We start from the raw sequence: 18,036 nt of genomic DNA on the forward strand, positions 1-18,036 counted from the left end.
CGGCCGTTACTTCGCTTCAATTTCTTTGTTCGCAATGTCTTGCGCTTTTTTGAGCGCTTCGTCAAGCGGTTGCTCACCTAAAAAAGCGCTCACAAATTGGTTGTTAAAGTTGTTCATAATAATCGGCAAGTTTGTGCCGTTTTGCCATACAGTCGCATACGGTGCCCCTGCAACGAGCGCGGCGCGCAATTCATCTTTGTCGTATCCTAATTCAGACGCAATCGATTTACGTGTTGGCAACGCAAAACCTTTACTTGTCCAAATTTTCATTCCTTCTTTTCCTGTTAAGAATGAAATGAGTTTCCATGCTGCTTCTTTCTTTTGTGAATCTTTGTTCATGACGTACGCAACGGTATACGCCATTGTTCCTTTTTTGCCGTCAATCGTTGGCACTTCTGCGGTGCCGAACTCTGTATTCGGGAACGTTTCTTGAAGGAACGGAATCGCCCAGTTTCCTTCAATGACCATCGCCGCTTTTTGTTGACCGAACATTTCACCGCCCCAGCCGGCGCCAACTTCATTTGGTTGCGCGGCTGATTTATCTTTTAAGCGCATGTCGACAATCGGCTGCAACGCTTCAACAACTTTCGGATCAGCAAAGCTTGCTTTATTGTCTGTCACGACTTTGCCGCCTTTAGATTCCGCAATGTAGTATAGGCGCGCTAATTCTGGTGCGACACCAAAACCGTACACTTCTGTTCCTTTTGTTAATTTTTTCGCTGCTTCGCGCAATTCATCCCACGTTTTCGGTACGTCTAACCCTGCTTCTGCAAACATTTTTTTGTTGTAGAAAAGCGCTAACGTCGAATAGTCTTTCGGGAAGCCGTATATTTTGCCGTCTGGACCTTTAAATGCGTCAAGAAGCGGCTTTTCAAAATCATCGATGTCGAAATCGTCTGTCACATAATCATCTAACGGTTCTAACACGCCTGTTTCAATCATCGCTGGTGCTTCAAACGCATCTAAATAAAATACGTCTGGACCTTCGCCACCAATTAAGCGCGTTTTAATGACGTCCATATATTGATCGGAAATGACTTCATGTTTTACTTTAATGTTCGGATATTTTTTTTCAAATTCATCTAACGTTTGTTTGAGCAACTTTTGTTCCATTGGGTTGCCGCCCCAACCGGCAAGTGTCACTTCTACTTGTTCTTCTTTCGTTTCACCTTTGTTTTCGTTTTTCGCTGTTTTTTCTTCACCACCACATCCGGCTAAAACGCTTCCAAAAAGCATCGTTGACATACCGATGGCAAACCATGTTTTCTTGTTCATCATATAAGACCCCTTTCTTATTCAATATAGTATATGGAAGGGAGACGAGCTCCCTTATTCCCGATAAAATGCACGTACAATCGCATCGTACGTTAAATCGGCGGTCGTTTCGACGATATAGTCCGCTTCTTTTAACGCTTCTTTGTCGCCGACGCCAATCGCAAACATGTTTGCTGCTTTAATGGCCGCCACCCCCGCTTGCGCATCTTCTACGCCAATGCACGTAGACGGATCGACACGTAACTGCTCGGCGGCAGTAAGAAAAATTTCTGGATGCGGTTTGCTGTTTTGTACTTTTGCGGCATCGACGATCGTATCGAAATATTCTCGAATGCCGAGCCGTTCGATAACCGTAAACGCGTTTTTACTTGCGGACGCTAAGCCGATTTTTATGTTTTGGCGCTTCAGTTCACGCAATAAATCGAGCATGCCGGGAAGTAAATCGTCCGGCGTCATGCGCGCAATGAGCTGTTTATAATGCTCATTTTTTTGATGCGCCAGCGCCTCTTTTTCCGCCATCGTATAGCGGTCTGTTTGGCCGCCGAGCGCTAAAATGCGCTCAAGCGACTCCATGCGACTGACTCCTTTTAACTGCTCGTTGAATGCGCGATCGAACGTGATGCCTAATTGTTCTGCAAGTTGTTTCCATGCGATAAAATGATACTCTGCCGTATCGGTAATGACACCGTCTAAATCGAAAATGACTGCATTCAATTGCTTGTTCATGATGTCAAATCCTTTCATGTAAGTGGAATCGTGATTTCATCTTTTACTTCATACACGGTGCCGAACACGTCAAACGTCACGGCATCGTGGACGTTCGTCACTTTTTTCACAACAAGTTGTTCGTGCGTCACCGTCACTTCTAACCGATCGCCCCGCCAATACATTGGAAATGATAGTTTTTTCCATTGTTTTGGAAGCTTCGGATGGATGCGCAATTTTCCATCAAGCATGCGCACGCCGCCAAATCCGCACACAACCGACTGCCAGACACCACCGATCGATGCGGTGTGCATGCCGTGGTCAGATGATTTCATATTCGGTCCTAAGTCGATACGTGCTGCTTGTTCAAACAATTCGTACGCCAACTCGCGATCGTCCATATCGCTCGCTAAAATGCAATGCGTCGATAAGCTGAGTGAAGAATCGTGCAACGTTTTTGGCTCATAGTAGTTCCAGTTCGCTCGTTTCACTTCTTGTGAAAACTTATTTTCTAATAAGTAAAACAACACCATAATGTCCGCTTGTTTCGATACTTGTATGTTGTTTACTTGTTCGAGGTTGTAGTCTTCAAAAATCGTGCCGACGCGCGTTTGCTTTTTATATTTCGTTAAGTCGATGATTTGTTTTGTTAAATATGTGTCATCTTGCGGAATGACAAGATCTTCTTCGCGCGGCTGTGGCAAGTAAATGAGATCGACTTTTTCTTTCCATTTTTTATACGCTTCATGTACGCCAATTTTTTCGTGTAATGCGTCAAGAAGTGCCGCGTTCGTTTCTTTTAATCTTTCATAATAGCGAATCGCCGTTTCGATATTCCAATGCGCCATATAGTTTGTGAAAGCGTTATTGTTGACGTGCTCTTTGTATTCGTCTGGACCGATGACGTCGTTAATGTGATATTGTTGTTTTTCTTCGTTCCACTCTAGGCGGCTCGCCCAAAACGTTGCCGTATCAAACAACATTTCATAACCGTAACGCTCCATAAAGTCGTCATCGCCTGTAATTTTGTAATATTGCCATACCGCAAACGCGATGTCGCTCGTAATATGTTGCTCAATAAATCCCGACCAAATTTTCGTCGCTTTTCCGGTCACAATATCGACTGCGCCCCATACCGGCGTCACTTCATCGCCTGTAAACGCCGACTCCCACGGATACATCGCTCCTTCGTAGCCGTTCGCTCTCGCTTTTCGGCGCGCCCCTTCAATTGTGTTGTAGCGATATTCAAGCAAGCTGCGGGCAATATGTGGGAACGTGTATGTGAAAAACGGCAAAATGAAAATTTCCGTATCCCAAAACGAATGACCTTTATATCCTTCGCCAGTTAATCCTTTCGCCGCCACACCAAATCGCGCGTCGTGCGCTGGCGTCATAATGATTAAATGATAGTGAGCAAAACGAATGGCAAGCTGGTCAAATTCGTTTTCACTTTCGATCGTAATGTTCATTTGCTCCCAACGCTTTTTCCATTCCGAAACGTTTTCGGAAAAGAGCGCATCGTACCCTTTTTTCGCTTCTTCTTTTAAGTCGTTTAACGCCTCTTGTCGCATGACATCAAGGCTGTATGCGTCATGGTCGTACTGTTTATCGCGGCTTGTGTACACGTTCGCAAGCTTTTCAAATGTGAGCGTCTCTCCTCGTTTGACATCAAATGATACTTGAATAAACACTTTGCGACGGTCGATCGCCATGCGTGGCTCAGTTTCGATTTCTTTTCCGTCAATCATATAACGATGCACAGCATTCACAACAAAATCAATTTTCGATTCCGTCGTCGTTTGAATCAACTGTAAATATTTTTTATCGAAAATGCGCTTTTCGCCTTCGTGGAAATGTTGCGCACCGCTATTTGTCATTTGTCCGTTAATGCCTGAAGTAATGTGAATGCTCGCCTCACAATTGAGCGGTTTAATCTCGACTTTCATGCCGATAAGGTGCAAGTTTTTTAGCGATACAAATCGGCGAAACGTCAATTCAAATTGTTCACCGCGCGCATTTTCCCAAATGACGTGGCGCACTAATTCCGCATCTTTTATGTTTAAATCGCGGCGATAATGAATGATTGTTCCTTTTTCTAACGAAAACTTTTCCCCATTTAACCAAATGTCTAACTCCACGACATCGGGCGCATTCGGCAATTCTGTCACTTCATATTCATCAAACTGGTTAAACGTCCCTGCAACAAACAAATTGCGCACTTGTCCGACGTACGACTCTTCCGTCGCGGAGCGAAGCCCCATATATCCATTTCCTAGCGCCATAATCGCTTCGCATTTTCCGAGTGCATCCGGGTTAAATGCGACTTCCGACACGATCCAGTTTTTATACTCGCCTGTTCCTAAGTTGTATTGCAGCATCGTAAACTCCCTTTCCTCGTGTGAATGTAGTTTTTCCAAAACGTTTCGGATTTTGTGTATGAAAAAAGGGCTACCCCTTTTTCACTTCTGCCGTTGACTCGCGCACGACAAGTTGCGTCCGCAACGTCACGACTTTCGCTTCATTTCCTTCGAGCATATCAATGAGCATGCTTGCTGCTTCATAGCCCATTTGAAACTTATTTTGCGCCACTGTCGTAAGCGCTGGTGAAACGTATGACGCAAGCAAAATATCGTCATATCCAACGACAGATACATCTTCAGGCACGCGCAAACCGAGCTGTTTGAGCGCTTTCATCACGCCAAGCGCCATTAAATCGCTCGCGCAAAAGATGGCTGTAATGTTTTCATGTTTCGTAAACAACTCATACGCTCGCGCTTCCGCCACTTCTTCGGAAAAATCACCGTTGACAATCCATTCTTTTTGAATGGGCACGTTGGCTTCTTCCATCGCCTCACAAAACCCTTGCAGGCGCTGTTTGCTCACAAACGCGTAATCGTGCCCGTTCATCATCGCGATGTTGCGATGACCAAGTCCAAGCAAGTGTTGCGCCGCTTTTTTCGCCCCGTACACGTTATCGGTCGTTACATAGCCGACGCGATCCGACTGAATCGGAATGTCGATTAACACGCACGGAATGTCACTTTCAACGACTTCCGTTAAATACGGATCGTCCGTTTTAATCCCTTGCAAAATGACGCCGTCGACGCGCCGTTCGCGACATAGTTGCGAATACGTTTTTTCCCGCTGTTTCGTCGAATTTGTATTAAACAAAATGACGTCATAGTCTGTTTTGGCGATATAATCGTTGACGCCTGTCATCACTTCAAACGTAAAATTATCTTTCACCGCTGAACGCGTCATCCCTGAAACGAGTAACCCAATCGTTTTCGATTTATTCATAACAAGGCTCCGCGCCAGCGTATTCGGACTGTAATTTAATTGCTTTGCGATATCCATAATTTTTTTGCGCGTCTTTTCACTGACGTCGGAATAACCGTTTAACGCGCGCGAAACAGTCGTTACCGACACGCCAGCTGCTTTCGCAATATCTTTAATCGTTGTCACTTTCATTTCCTCCAAAACGTTTCGGATTCCTTGTTGATTTGAATTGTAAACGAACTTGAAACCGATTGCAACAAAAAATTTGTGACAAAATTCGTGGCATTTTGTCCAAAAATACTCTCCCTCCTCCGCGATGGGTCGTGCTATAATGAGAAAAAAGCAAAGGAGGCCTCATGATGAGCGGACGATGGAAAAACCGTTTTCAGAAAAAACCGAAAACGAAGCAGGCGAAACAAACGATGACGATCGGGAAAAAATATGGGATCGTTTTCAGCTTTGCTACGCTTTTGTTTGTCAGCGTTTTCATTTTTGTCTTTTTACTCGTCAATAACTTAACAAACGTCGTCAAACAAGTCGAACAGAAAAGCGACCATGCCATTTTAATTACCGACGTTAGCGCACTATTTAAGCAAAAATATATCGTCATTACTGACTATATGACAAATCCGCGTCCAGAGACGCTTTGGCAATACAACGACTTAACCGATCAATTCAACAAGAAAATGAAACAACTAAAACCGTATATGAAAACAGAAGAAGCAAAAGTGATTTACAATTCAACCATTTCGATTGAAAATCAACTGAACGAACTGCTCTACAAAACCATTCAACCGATCGTCCTCATGTATCGCGATCGAGGCGAACAAATTGATATTTTCCAAGTCATCAGCTTTCAAAATAAAGCGGCAACGATTCGCGATATGAGCATTGAAAAGCTTGATCTATTAAGAAAAATCGTCGTAGACGATCGAACGGCATTAACGACGAAAATGAACGACACCATTGCGAAAAATATTTTCATGATGATTATCACCGTCATCGTTGCGATCGTTTTATCGGTCATCTCTTTAATCGTCGTGAGCCGGAAAATAAGCGGACGATTAAAACAAGTAGTTCACGTTTGTCATGAGCTTGCGCGCGGCAATTTACGCGTCCAACGGTTGACGGATACAGACAATGATGAAATCGGACAAATTGCGAAAGCGATGAATGAGTTAGCGGACGGATTGGAACAATCGATCGCCCAAATTCAAGCAGCTGCAACACACGTCAACGACATGTCGCACACGTTGCGACTAAACGCCGAAGCAACGACGGAGGCGAACGAACAAATTACGCAAGCTATTCTCGAAGTCGCATCAGGGGCAGATGAGCAAGTAAACGTATCGAAACAAACGAACGAAGCGGTGCATGACGTATCTGATGCGTTAACGACCGTCATGGCGAAAGTATCTGAAACAACGAAACGAACAAACGAAGCAACAAAACGCGTCAGCGAAGGTTCGTTCTTAGTAGAGCAAACGGTTGCGCAAATGAAGCTCATTCGTGAACAAATCGAGCGGCTTGCGACCGTCATTGAATCACTAAACGATAAATCAAAAGAAATTCATCAAATCGTCGGCTTTATTACGAATATTTCCGATCAAACGAACTTGCTTGCGTTAAATGCCGCCATTGAAGCCGCACGAGCAGGCGAACACGGAAAAGGGTTTGGCGTCGTTGCCGAAGAAGTGCGAAAACTAGCTGAACAAACGGCGCATGCGGCAGGCAACATTCGCAAACTAGCTGAGCAGTCGCAAACACAAACCGCACATGCCGTACATGTGATGAACGAAAGTAGCGAATCGTTCCAATTTGGTCATTCGCTCGTCGAACAAGTCGGAAACATTTTCCGCTCGATTTCTACCGATATGGCGCGCGTCCAAGCAGAAAGCAATACGGTACACGATACGATTCGTGCTGTAGATGAAAAAGTGAAAACGATGACCGCATTTGCTGATCAAATTATTGACATCTCATCACAATCGGCAAGAAACATTGAACAAGTGGCCGCAACGACGGAAGAACAAAACGCAACGATGCAAGAGTTGCTTGCCTCTTCCCAAGAACTTGCAAGCACCGCTGAACAACTTCGCCAATCGGTCGCACGTTTTCATATGTAACTCGGACAACCGTCCTTCCTAGCAAGTGAAAAGGACGGTTGCTTTTTTAGTTTAGTTGCGAAAGGGAGTGAATACATGCTTTCCCCTCACCTTGCGAAAAAAATTGTGTCTGACGTCCGTCGCCTCATTGATGAAGACATTATTATCGTCGCGACAAACGGCATCATTATGGCAAGTACTGATACGACGCGCCTCGGGCAATTTCATGAAGGGGCGTTTCTCGTCTGCCAAGAAAAGAAAAAACGAATTATTACAAAGCAAGATGAAAACATATTGCGAGGCGTGAAAGCTGGCGTCAACTTGCCGATCTTTTTTCACGGCGATGTCATCGGCGTCATCGGCATTACAGGCGACCCGAAAAAAGTGTCTCCATACGGAGAATTATTAAAAAAAATGACTGAACTTCTCATTCAAGAAAACTATTATACAGAACAGCTTCAACTCGAAGCACGAGCGCTTGAAACGTTCGTTTTTGAATGGCTACAAGCTCACGAATGGTCGCCATCATTTTACGAACGGGCGCAACTGTTTCATGTCGATTTGACGGCGAAACGCCGTGTGATTATCGCTTCATTCCATGAAAACGAACCATCGCCTTCTGTTGATATGTGGAAATATGTACAAAACATTTGGAACGAACAACGTGACATCATCGTCCGTTGGGGAAACGATCGCTTACTGATTTTACAAACAGACGACGACAAAGAACGAACGATCACTAAAATAAAAACGATGCAACGAGCACTATTAGAAAAATACGATGTCGCACTTCATATCGGATGCGGAAAAATGGTAGATAGTAAACACGTGCACCATTCGTATAAACAAGCAGAACGCGCGCTTCATATTGCGAAACAAACCGGGGAGATCGTCTTTGATGAAGATTTAAGATTAGAGATGTGTTTAGAAGACATTTCACTCACAACAAAACAAGAGCTCGTGAAACGAACGATCGACCCGCTCATGCATGAACAAGAACTCCTTCATACGTTGCGCACATTTTTCGCCAACAACTTATCGCTCAAACAAACAGCTGAAGCGCTACACATTCATATTAATACGCTCCATTATCGCCTGAAAAAAATAGAGCAATATACAAATTTACACGTGCGCAATATCGAACATGTCGTCACTTTATATTTAGCTATTCGTTTTTTAGATGAAACAACAAAAAAATAATTTGTAAGCGTTTTATTTTTATATATTCATCCATAGCGGGTTTTCCCGCTTTTTTTTATGCTTATAGTAAAAATGGGAGAAAGAAGGTGGATGATATGATCACCGAACAAGTAAAACAACAACTCATTGACATTGTCGGTGCAAAAAACTACGACGATTCGAAAGCCGGACGGCTCGTTTATTCATATGACGCTACCCCAAACTTTCAATCGCTTCCTGATGCCGTCATCGCCCCGCGCAACACGAAAGAAGTGAGTGAAATCGTAAAAATTTGTAATAAAGAACGCATTCCGATCGTTCCGCGCGGTTCAGGGACGAACCTTTGTGCAGGCACATGCCCAACGGAAGGCGGCATCGTGATGTTGTTTAAACATATGAATCGCATAATAGAAATTGATGAAGAAAACTTAACGGTGACCGTTCAGCCGGGTGTCATTACGCTTGACCTTATTCACGCTGTTGAAGCAAAAGGGCTGTTTTACCCGCCTGATCCAAGCTCGATGAAAATTTCAACGATCGGTGGCAACATTAATGAAAACTCCGGCGGTTTGCGCGGCTTAAAATACGGGGTGACACGCGATTACGTCATGGGGCTTGAAGTCGTGCTCGCCAATGGTGACGTCATTCGCACGGGCGGAAAGCTCGCAAAAGACGTCGCCGGTTACGACTTAACGCGCCTTTTTGTCGGTTCGGAAGGCACGCTCGGCATTATTACAGAAGCGACGTTAAAGCTCATTCCGATGCCTGAGACGAAACAAACGATGCTTGCGCTATATGAAGATTTAGAGGCAGCGGCGCGTTCCGTTTCGGCGATCATCGCCAATAAAATCATCCCGACGACGCTTGAATTTTTAGATCAGCCGACGTTACAAGTCGTCGAATCGTTCGTCAACATCGGCTTACCGACAGACGTCAAAGCAGTCCTGCTTATTGAACAAGACGGGCCAAAAGAAGTCGTTGAACGCGATATGAAAGCGATGGCGCGCATTTGCCGAGAACAACACGCCATTTCTGTTCAAGTGGCGCAAACAGAAGAAGAAGCAAATAACTTGCGCACCGCAAGACGTTCGGCGTTATCGGCGCTCGCCCGTTTAAAGCCGACGACGATTTTAGAAGATGCGACCGTTCCGCGTTCGCAAATTGCGAATATGGTGAAAGCGATTAACGACATCGCGAAAACGTATAACGTCAACATTTGTACGTTCGGTCATGCAGGAGACGGCAATCTTCATCCGACATGCCCGACGGATGTGCGCGACAAAGACGAACTGCATCGCGTCGAGCAAGCGTTTGAAGACATATTTGCGAAAGCGATTGAACTTGGCGGCACGATTACAGGAGAACATGGCGTCGGCGTCATGAAAGCGCCGTATTTAGAGTGGAAACTCGGCAAAGAAGGAATCGCTGCGATGAAGGCGATTAAACAAGCGCTTGATCCGAACAACATTATGAATCCGGGAAAAGTGTTCGCGAAAAGCACGCGCAAACGGGTGGTGATTACACGATGACAAACAAACAGCATATCCAACAACAGTTTCAAGCGCGCATGAATGAAGACGAGCTATTAAACTGTATGCGCTGCGGCTTTTGTTTGCCGACATGTCCGACGTACATCGAATCTGGCTTTCAAGAGTCGCATTCACCACGCGGGCGCATTGCGTTAATGAAAGCGGTCGTTGACGGGCTCATCGAACCGGATGAAGATGTCGAACGTTCCCTTCAACTATGTCTTGGCTGTCGCGCCTGTGAACCGGTTTGCCCTTCTGGTGTACGCTACGGTCATTTGCTTGAAGAAGCGCGCGATATTATCGCACAACATAAAACGTACTCACCGATCGTCCGTTTCATTCGCCATATTGTATTTAAACAGCTTTTTCCGCATCCAAAGCGCATGCGCATCGTGACGGCGCTGATCGGCTTTTATCAACGTTCAGGCTTGCAGACGCTCGTTCGTAAACTCGGCTTGTTGCGCGTATTGCCGAACCATTTAGCGACGATGGAAAACGTATTGCCGAACGTGCCGACGTGGAAACAAATGAACGAACGTCCAACGCATGTGGAAGCGCTCGCTCCACGAAAGCGCCGCGTTGCCTTTTTTCGCGGTTGTTTAATGGATACGATGTTTATGGACATAAACGATGCGACGATGAAACTATTACAGCTTGTTGGTTGCGACATCGTCATTCCTGAGGCGCAAACGTGTTGCGGGGCGCTTCATGAACATAGCGGTGAAAAAGCGGACGCAAAAACGTTAGCGAAACGAAACATTGAAACGTTTGAAACACTTGATGTCGACTACATCGTCACAAACGCTGGCGGGTGCGGCGCCTTTTTAATCGAATACGACCATTTGTTAAAAGACGATCCCGTTTGGGCGGAGCGCGCAAAAGCATTCGTTGCCAAAATCAAAGACATATCCGCCATTTTAGTTGAACTCGGCTTTCACGAGCAAAGATGGCGCCTGCCAAACCAAATGGTGACGTATCAAGACTCGTGCCATTTGCGAAACGTCATGAAAACAGCGAGTGAGCCACGCCTTCTTCTTCAATCGATTGCCGGCGTCGAGTTTCGTGAAATGAAAGATGCCGACCGGTGTTGTGGGTCTGCAGGCATTTATAACATCATCGAGCCGGACATGTCGATGCAAGTGCTCGATTACAAAATGAAACAAGCAAAACAAACGAACGCAACGACGATCGTGACCGCCAATCCGGGTTGCTTACTGCAAATGAAACTCGGCATTGAACGAGAAGGACTCACAAACGTGCGTGCCGTTCATCTCGTTGAGTTGCTTTTAGAAGCTGTGGAAGCGACAAAACAAATGGACAAACCGCTTAAACAAATCGGATAGGGTATGACCATTCATGCCCTTTTCTTTTTTAATCGTTCTTCTAACTCGCGCCGCTTTTGTTCGAGCTCTGCTTCGCTATACGTTTTTCGCTCATATTGTGTATAGTCGATATGTAGCCATTCTGGAACCATCTCCGTTCGCACTGCTCGTTTTCTTTTTTCGTGTGAACGTCTATATCCGTTTTTCTTCCAATTACGTAAAATACCTTCCGCATACGTCCACGTTTTCACCCCGTTTTTTAACGCGATCGCTAGCGCTTCTAGCACCCATTCTTCTGACGTTTCATTCACCCATAACGCCATATTTTCCCCGACATAACTACTGATCGTCCCAAAACCGTTTTGTTCATAAAATTGTATTATGTTTTGTAATGTATCATCTGTTGTTATATTTGTTTGTCTGTTCATATTGCGATGTGCGTCTTGGCAAGTTGACGTATGCGACACGTCATGTTGCATCGTCTGTTCGTCATATTGACCGTTCGTTTTTTGTTCCATACACATCATCACTTGTTCGTCATGTTGCTTACTCGACTCGTTGCACCCGACGCTTTCTCCAAGCACTTCGGCAAGCACGTCGTAGTCAATGCGATACCATTTTGTTTTATCAAGCTTTGAGCGATAGCGCGAAACGACAATTCGTGTTTTCTCCAATCGGACGATCGTGCGCCGAATCGTGCTTTCTGACCAAAAAGGAAACTGTTTTTTCCATCCTTCGTACGTATTGTATACCCACGTATAGCCATCATACGTATGCGTACTTTTCCCGAGCCAGTAATGAAGCTGTTGTAAAAAAATACTTTCATTCAACCCAAGCTTTACCGCCACCGTCGGCAATACGAACAACGGATCATCATCGACTAGCCATTTCATCTCCATCCCTCCTACATTCATCTATCGCTTCATGCGCGGCATTTGGTTAGATGAGAAAAGAAAAAAGAGAATGCCGATGCATTCCCTTTAAGCTTCTGGTGTAAATGTGCGTTGTGCGAGTTCATTGTCAAGCATAAATAGCGAGTTGCTGTCGCCTTCGATGCGTTTTAGTTTTTGAATGAGCGTATCGAACAACGACTCTTCTTCGACTTGTTCGTCAATAAACCATTTTAAAAAGTTCATCGTCGCATGCTCGCGCTCGTCTAACGCTAAGTCAGATAGTTTATAAATGCGGCGCGTCACCTCTTTTTCATGGGCGAGCGCTTTTTCAAAGCAATCGCGAACGGACGTAAATTCGTTATTTGGCGATGGGAAACCGGCCATCACCGCCCGTTCGCCAAGCGCATTAATGAAGTTGTAAAACTTCATCGCATGGAAACGTTCTTCTTCCGCTTGCACTAAAAAGAAATTCGCAAAGCCATCCAATCCTTCCGCCGAGCAATACGCCGCCATCGCCATATACGCATGCGCAGAATAAAATTCAAAATTCATTTGATCGTTCAATCCGTTTAACAATTTTTCACTTAACATACATCAACACTCCTCTCTTTCTTTATTATAACAAAAAGAGGAGGAACGTGCCTCCCCTTATTCGTTTTGCGCTTTTTTCAACGTTTGAATCGCATCTTCTTGTTGTTTCGTTTCTTTTCCGGAGAAAAACCAACCGCCTGCGGCAATCGCTAAAAGCACGATCCAGAAAATCGCCTTCCATAACGCCGAATGTGCAAAATGTTCAGAAACGATCGCTAAACTTGGATGTGCTAACGTATATACGGCCAATTTCACACCGACCCAACCGACGATTAAAAACGCGGCCGATTCAAGACTTGGACGTTTTTGTAATATTTTAACGAACGCATTTGCCGCAAAACGCATAATGATAACCCCGATCAAACCACCAGCGAAAATGACTAAAAACTTCCCGCCGTCCATGCCACCGATCGCTGGCAAGTTCGTATTTGGCAACGTCATGGCTAAAGCAACAGCCGCTAAAATCGAGTCAATCGCAAACGCTAAGTCAGCAAGCTCGACTTTCAATACCGTCATCCAAAAACCAGATTGTTTTTTCCCTTCTTTATGCGAACCGTCTCGATTTTTCGTCATAAAATGATGCACAGCAATAAACATTAAATACAATGCACCGAGCGCTTGAATTTGCCAAATGCTCACTAAATACGAAATGACGAATAACGCAGCAAAGCGAAGAATAAACGCCCCAGCAAGCCCGTAAAAGAGCGCCCGCTTTTGTTGCTTTTCTGGTAAATGCTTCACCATGACCGCCATGACAACGGCGTTATCGGCAGCTAAAATACCCTCTAAACCGATTAAAACGAGAAGCACCCAACCATATTCTAATAACATAGATACATCCATCAATGATCCCTCCTGTAATATGTAGTTTTCCCTCGCCCGTCGGCAAAAATCATGAAAACGCAAAAAAGACCTTTGCCGAACGGCAAAGGTCTCGCTAGACACAATGTTGTGCCAACAAAGCCGATGGACGAGATCCATGAATTGACGACTTTGTTTTCAGGCAACGCCTGAACGCTACTCCCCTTTGTGAAGGAAAACTATGTTATTTGTAGTTTCATTATAAGCATACGAACTTATTTTGTCAATCCTCTAGCTCACTTGTTTTTGCACAACATTTGCCCCATTTAATTTGCTATGTTTGCGACCGTACAAGAAATAAATAACGAGACCGACCGCAAGCCAGCCGCCAAAGCTTAACCATGTTGTCGCTGGAAGTTGTAGCGCTAAATACAGACAAAACGCCACAGCCAGCAAAGGAATGACTGGTACAAACGGCACCATAAAGCTCCGTTTTAAATTCGGTTCTGTTTTACGTAAAATTAAAATACCGATCGCAACAGTCGTAAACGCAAACAACGTACCGATATTTGTTAAGTGAGCTAATTTATTTAACGGAATAACCCCGGCAAAAATAGAAACCGCAATCCCTGTCACCCATGAGTTAACAAGCGGTACTTGTTTTCTCTCGCTCACTTTCGCAAAAAGGGAAGGAAGCAAGCCGTCGCGGCTAATTGCGTAAAAGAGGCGCGTTTGCGCATAAAGCATAACGAGAAGCACGGTCGTAATTCCTGTAATCGCACCGAGCGAAATAAATCCTGCCACCCAATCTTGCTGAATATAATTTAACGCAAAAGCAACTGGATTTTTCACACCTAATTGGTCATACGGCACAATACCTGTTAAAATAAGCGATACCGCAATGTATAACAACGTACAAATCGCAAGCGATGCGATAATCCCGATCGGCATATTCCGTTGCGGATTGCGCACTTCTTCTGCCGCTGTCGATACCGCATCAAACCCTAAATATGCAAAAAATACTGTCGCAGCTCCTGCGGCAACACCAGAAAAACCAAACGGCATAAACGGCGTCCAGTTTTCTGGCTTCACATACCATACGCCAACCGCAATAAACAATAAAATAACAGCCACTTTAATGACGACCATGATTGCATTAAAACGGGCAGATTTTCTCACCCCTTGCGTCAATAAAAACGTAATAAGCAACACAATAACGATTGCAGGTACGTCAATAAACGTGCCATTCGCTGGATCGTATGCGCTTGTTAATGCCTTTGGTAACTCAATGCCAAACCCTGCAAGCAATCCTTGGAAATAACCAGACCATCCAGCCGCAACTGCCGAAGCTGCCACCCCATACTCTAAAATTAAATCCCAGCCGAGCATCCAAGCAATTAATTCACCAAATGTCGCATAGCTATACGTATACGCGCTTCCTGATACAGGCACGCTTGAAGCAAATTCTGCATAACAAAGCGCCGCAAACACGCACGCCAATCCTGATAAAATAAACGAAAGGACAAGTGCTGGCCCCGCATGTTCGGCAGCCGCTACGCCTGTTAAGACGAAAATGCCTGTCCCGATAATCGCTCCGATGCCAAGCATCGTTAAATCAAATGCGCCTAATTCTTTTTTGAGCGCTGCCCCTTTTCCTGATTCGCTCATCAGCGCTTCAATCGACTTTCTCCTGAACAAACTCATCGTTGTAAACTCCCCTTACTTATGATGTTTATTTTATACTTTAACGCCCAAAATCGTTAAAGACAATAGTTTTTCACTATTTCGCAATATTTTTATTTTTCTAATAAAAACGGAAGACTTACCGTTATTGTCGTTCCGCGCCCTTTTTCGCTTTTTATATTCCACGTGCCGTTCATCATTTCAATGATACGAATGGACACCATCGCACCAAGACCTGTCCCTTTTTCTTTTGTGCTGAAATACGGTTCTCCGAAACGAGCAAGTTGCTCTTTCGTCATTCCTTCCCCTTCATCGCACACAACGATCGTTACAGCTTTTTCATCGACATGTACATCAACATACAATGCTCCACCGTTTTCCATCGCTTCAATTCCATTTTTTATTATATTTAAAAAACATTGGCGAAAATATTGAGCGTTACCAACTACGGTCGCTGGTGTAAGGGTTGCGACAATTTGTACTCCATGCATGTTCGCTAACGGACGCAACATGTCGATCACTTTTTTTAATTCATGATGCACGGGAAATGGCTCGGATTTTTCTGGAAACGGCTTGGCGAACGTTAAATAATCGTCAATAATGGCGCAGGCGCGGTTTAATTCTTCAAGGGCGATATTCATATATTGCTCTTTTGCTTCTTCCGATATGTCTTTCGCTTTCATGAGCTGCATAAAACCTTTCACAACAGTAAGGGGATTGCGAATTTCATGGGAAATGCTTGCGGCAAGTTGGCTGACGACTTCCATTTTCTCCAGCTTGATCGCTTCCGAACGAATGAGCAACGCTTCCCGTAACGTTTCTATAATAAACACAACGAACAACACCGCAACAGGAGGAACGAGAATAAAATCGACAACATATGATTGCGTCACTTGAAAATCGGAAATCGCAATTGCCAATATCGTTGCGGCAATCGCAAGAATAAACGTCATTACCGCCGAAGCAACAAGCCGCTGTTTCCTTGTGAGCCGTTGAAACAATACTGAAAACAAACTACCGCATATACACATCATCACATACACGGCAACAGTAATAACCTGATACCCATACATCATAAAGCGAGCGATCAGTAAAACAAACAAAAGAGGGACACTAACCGTCCATCCGCCATAAAACGTGCCAATGAGAAATGGAACTTGCCGCAAGTCGTGTACGCAATCAGGAGCGATGTAAATCGGGTATTTCATACATAAAATAAGAGGGACGCTTAAACAGACGACAAGCAATAGACGTCGATACACCTTTTTTTGTTGAAAAAAACGAACGTGATCGTACAAAAAATAAAAGAAAAAAATGCTCACTAAAATGTAGAATAGGTTATTTAATACGTTTTGATTTATATATGTCATTTCTTCACTCTCCCATACCGATCGTCCACTTTTCAGTTTCGCCAAAACTTTTTCTGTTGTCAATGGTACGGTATCTTTGAAAAATGATCACATTTCCATTATGATAAAAATGCAAACTACTTAGTGGAGATGGTCATATGAACGATCGGCGTTATTTGCCGCTTTTATTTGTTGTGATGTTTTTAGTCATGATGGGGTTTGGGATTATTATTCCTGTCCTTCCTTTTTACGCAGAAAAAATTGGCGCCACCCCAACGCAACTCGGCTGGTTAATGGCGGTATATTCGTTTATGCAATTTTTATTTGCACCGATGTGGGGCAAACTTTCTGATCGATACGGACGAAAACCGATGTTACTGATCGGTATTTTCGGTTTAGCGCTTTCGTTTTTCTTATTCGCCTTAGCGACAAAACTTTGGATGTTGTTTGCCGCTCGCATCATCGGTGGCTTTTTATCTGCCGCCACGATGCCAACAGCGATGGCATACGTTGCGGATGTGACGACAGAAGAAAATCGCGGCAAAGGCATGGGCATCATCGGGGCAGCCGTTGGACTTGGCTTTATTTTCGGTCCAGCGATTGGCGGTGTGTTTTCGAAACATAGCTTAACCGTTCCGTTTTGGATCGCAGGCAGTTTAGCGCTCGTGACTACTATGTTCGTTTTCTTTTTCTTACATGAATCGCTACCGAAAGAAAAGCGAGCGCATACGCAAACGACACGTCCATCGCTTATGTCTGCCTTGCAAAGCCCACTCGCACGCCTATACGTATTACAATTGATCGTCACGTTTTCACTTGCCGGGCTTGAAGCGACGTTTGCTTATTTTGCGGCAAAACGTGCTGGACTTGCTTCGACCGAACTCGGCTACATTTTTATGATCATGGGACTTGCTGGGGCGATCGTTCAAGGAGGACTGCTTGGAAAGCTCATTCAATCGTTCGGGGAAGGCACGGTCATTCGCGCTGGACTATTTGTTTCAGCACTCGGTTTTGCGCTCATTTTATTCATCCATAACTTTTGGACAGCAGCGCTTTATTTAACGATTTTCGGCATCGGTAACGGCGTCATTCGCCCGTGTGTATCCGCCTTATTAACGAAACATACGACCGACGGACAGGGAAGCGCTACAGGACTGTTATCTTCGTTCGATTCGCTCGGACGCATCGGTGGACCGGCGATTGCAGGCTGGCTGTTTACATTCAAGCCGAGCTTGCCGTATATGACAGGCATTGTACTCACATTCGTTTCATTCGCTCTCTTTCAATCGTTTCAACGAACAACGATGCAAAAAGGCTCCGCTTAA

14 protein-coding genes are annotated in these 18,036 nt (G+C 44.6%); 5 read left to right on the top strand and 9 right to left on the bottom strand.

The annotated features are described in order from the left end of the window. Window positions 1-6: 6 nt before the first annotated feature. The 4 genes from HNR43_RS00585 to HNR43_RS00600 all read right to left on the bottom strand — a co-directional run bounded on the left by HNR43_RS00585 (window position 7) and on the right by HNR43_RS00600 (window position 5,445). Window positions 7-1,275: an ABC transporter substrate-binding protein gene (locus tag HNR43_RS00585; protein ID WP_183240209.1), complete on the bottom strand. Its 1,269-nt coding sequence runs from the start codon at window positions 1,273-1,275 to the stop codon at window positions 7-9. Between the two features lie 54 nt (window positions 1,276-1,329). Continuing rightward, window positions 1,330-2,019, bottom strand: a complete 690-nt coding sequence (gene pgmB / locus HNR43_RS00590) for a beta-phosphoglucomutase (RefSeq protein WP_183240212.1) — start codon at window positions 2,017-2,019, stop codon at window positions 1,330-1,332. Beyond that, window positions 2,016-4,358 (bottom strand): glycoside hydrolase family 65 protein, encoded by a 2,343-nt coding sequence (locus HNR43_RS00595; protein WP_183240214.1) that lies wholly within the window; start codon window positions 4,356-4,358, stop codon window positions 2,016-2,018. Before HNR43_RS00595 ends, pgmB begins: the two co-directional genes overlap by 4 nt. Before the next feature lie 70 nt (window positions 4,359-4,428). After that, entirely contained in the window at window positions 4,429-5,445 is a 1,017-nt protein-coding gene (locus tag HNR43_RS00600) for a substrate-binding domain-containing protein (protein ID WP_183240216.1), read from the bottom strand. A 173-nt stretch (window positions 5,446-5,618) separates the two neighbouring features. Here HNR43_RS00600 and HNR43_RS00605 point away from each other — a divergent pair, with 173 nt between their 5' ends. From HNR43_RS00605 to HNR43_RS00620, 4 genes are all read left to right on the top strand, one after another. Further along, entirely contained in the window at window positions 5,619-7,385 is a 1,767-nt protein-coding gene (locus HNR43_RS00605) for a methyl-accepting chemotaxis protein (RefSeq protein WP_246346201.1), read from the top strand. 75 nt (window positions 7,386-7,460) lie between these two features. Beyond that, on the top strand, window positions 7,461-8,564 hold the full coding sequence (locus HNR43_RS00610; protein ID WP_183240221.1) for a CdaR family transcriptional regulator: 1,104 nt from the start codon (window positions 7,461-7,463) through the stop codon (window positions 8,562-8,564). Between the two features lie 95 nt (window positions 8,565-8,659). Continuing rightward, the gene (gene glcD, locus HNR43_RS00615) at window positions 8,660-10,072 is read left to right on the top strand and encodes a glycolate oxidase subunit GlcD (RefSeq protein ID WP_183240770.1); all 1,413 of its coding nucleotides are present in this window, start codon (window positions 8,660-8,662) and stop codon (window positions 10,070-10,072) included. Then, window positions 10,069-11,415 (top strand): (Fe-S)-binding protein, encoded by a 1,347-nt coding sequence (locus tag HNR43_RS00620; protein ID WP_183240224.1) that lies wholly within the window; start codon window positions 10,069-10,071, stop codon window positions 11,413-11,415. Before glcD ends, HNR43_RS00620 begins: the two co-directional genes overlap by 4 nt. Before the next feature lie 11 nt (window positions 11,416-11,426). On the opposite strand, the gene HNR43_RS00625 is transcribed toward HNR43_RS00620, so the two are convergent. The 5 genes from HNR43_RS00625 to HNR43_RS00645 form a co-directional block, all read right to left on the bottom strand. Next, window positions 11,427-12,287 (bottom strand): DnaD domain-containing protein, encoded by an 861-nt coding sequence (locus HNR43_RS00625; RefSeq protein ID WP_246346202.1) that lies wholly within the window; start codon window positions 12,285-12,287, stop codon window positions 11,427-11,429. 87 nt (window positions 12,288-12,374) lie between these two features. Next, window positions 12,375-12,878: a ferritin gene (locus HNR43_RS00630; protein ID WP_183240230.1), complete on the bottom strand. Its 504-nt coding sequence runs from the start codon at window positions 12,876-12,878 to the stop codon at window positions 12,375-12,377. A 57-nt stretch (window positions 12,879-12,935) separates the two neighbouring features. Then, window positions 12,936-13,721, bottom strand: a complete 786-nt coding sequence (locus HNR43_RS00635) for a TerC family protein (RefSeq protein ID WP_183240233.1) — start codon at window positions 13,719-13,721, stop codon at window positions 12,936-12,938. Between the two features lie 249 nt (window positions 13,722-13,970). Then, window positions 13,971-15,383, bottom strand: a complete 1,413-nt coding sequence (gene bcaP / locus HNR43_RS00640; RefSeq protein WP_183240235.1) for a branched-chain amino acid transporter BcaP — start codon at window positions 15,381-15,383, stop codon at window positions 13,971-13,973. Between the two features lie 92 nt (window positions 15,384-15,475). Then, on the bottom strand, window positions 15,476-16,732 hold the full coding sequence (locus tag HNR43_RS00645) for a sensor histidine kinase (RefSeq protein WP_183240237.1): 1,257 nt from the start codon (window positions 16,730-16,732) through the stop codon (window positions 15,476-15,478). Between the two features lie 137 nt (window positions 16,733-16,869). Between HNR43_RS00645 and HNR43_RS00650 the strand changes: the two genes are divergently transcribed. Next, complete coding sequence (locus HNR43_RS00650; RefSeq protein WP_183240240.1) at window positions 16,870-18,036, top strand: MFS transporter; 1,167 nt, start codon at window positions 16,870-16,872, stop codon at window positions 18,034-18,036.

The sequence above is a fragment of the Anoxybacillus mongoliensis genome (assembly GCF_014201515.1).
Lineage (GTDB): Bacteria > Bacillota > Bacilli > Bacillales > Anoxybacillaceae > Anoxybacillus > Anoxybacillus mongoliensis.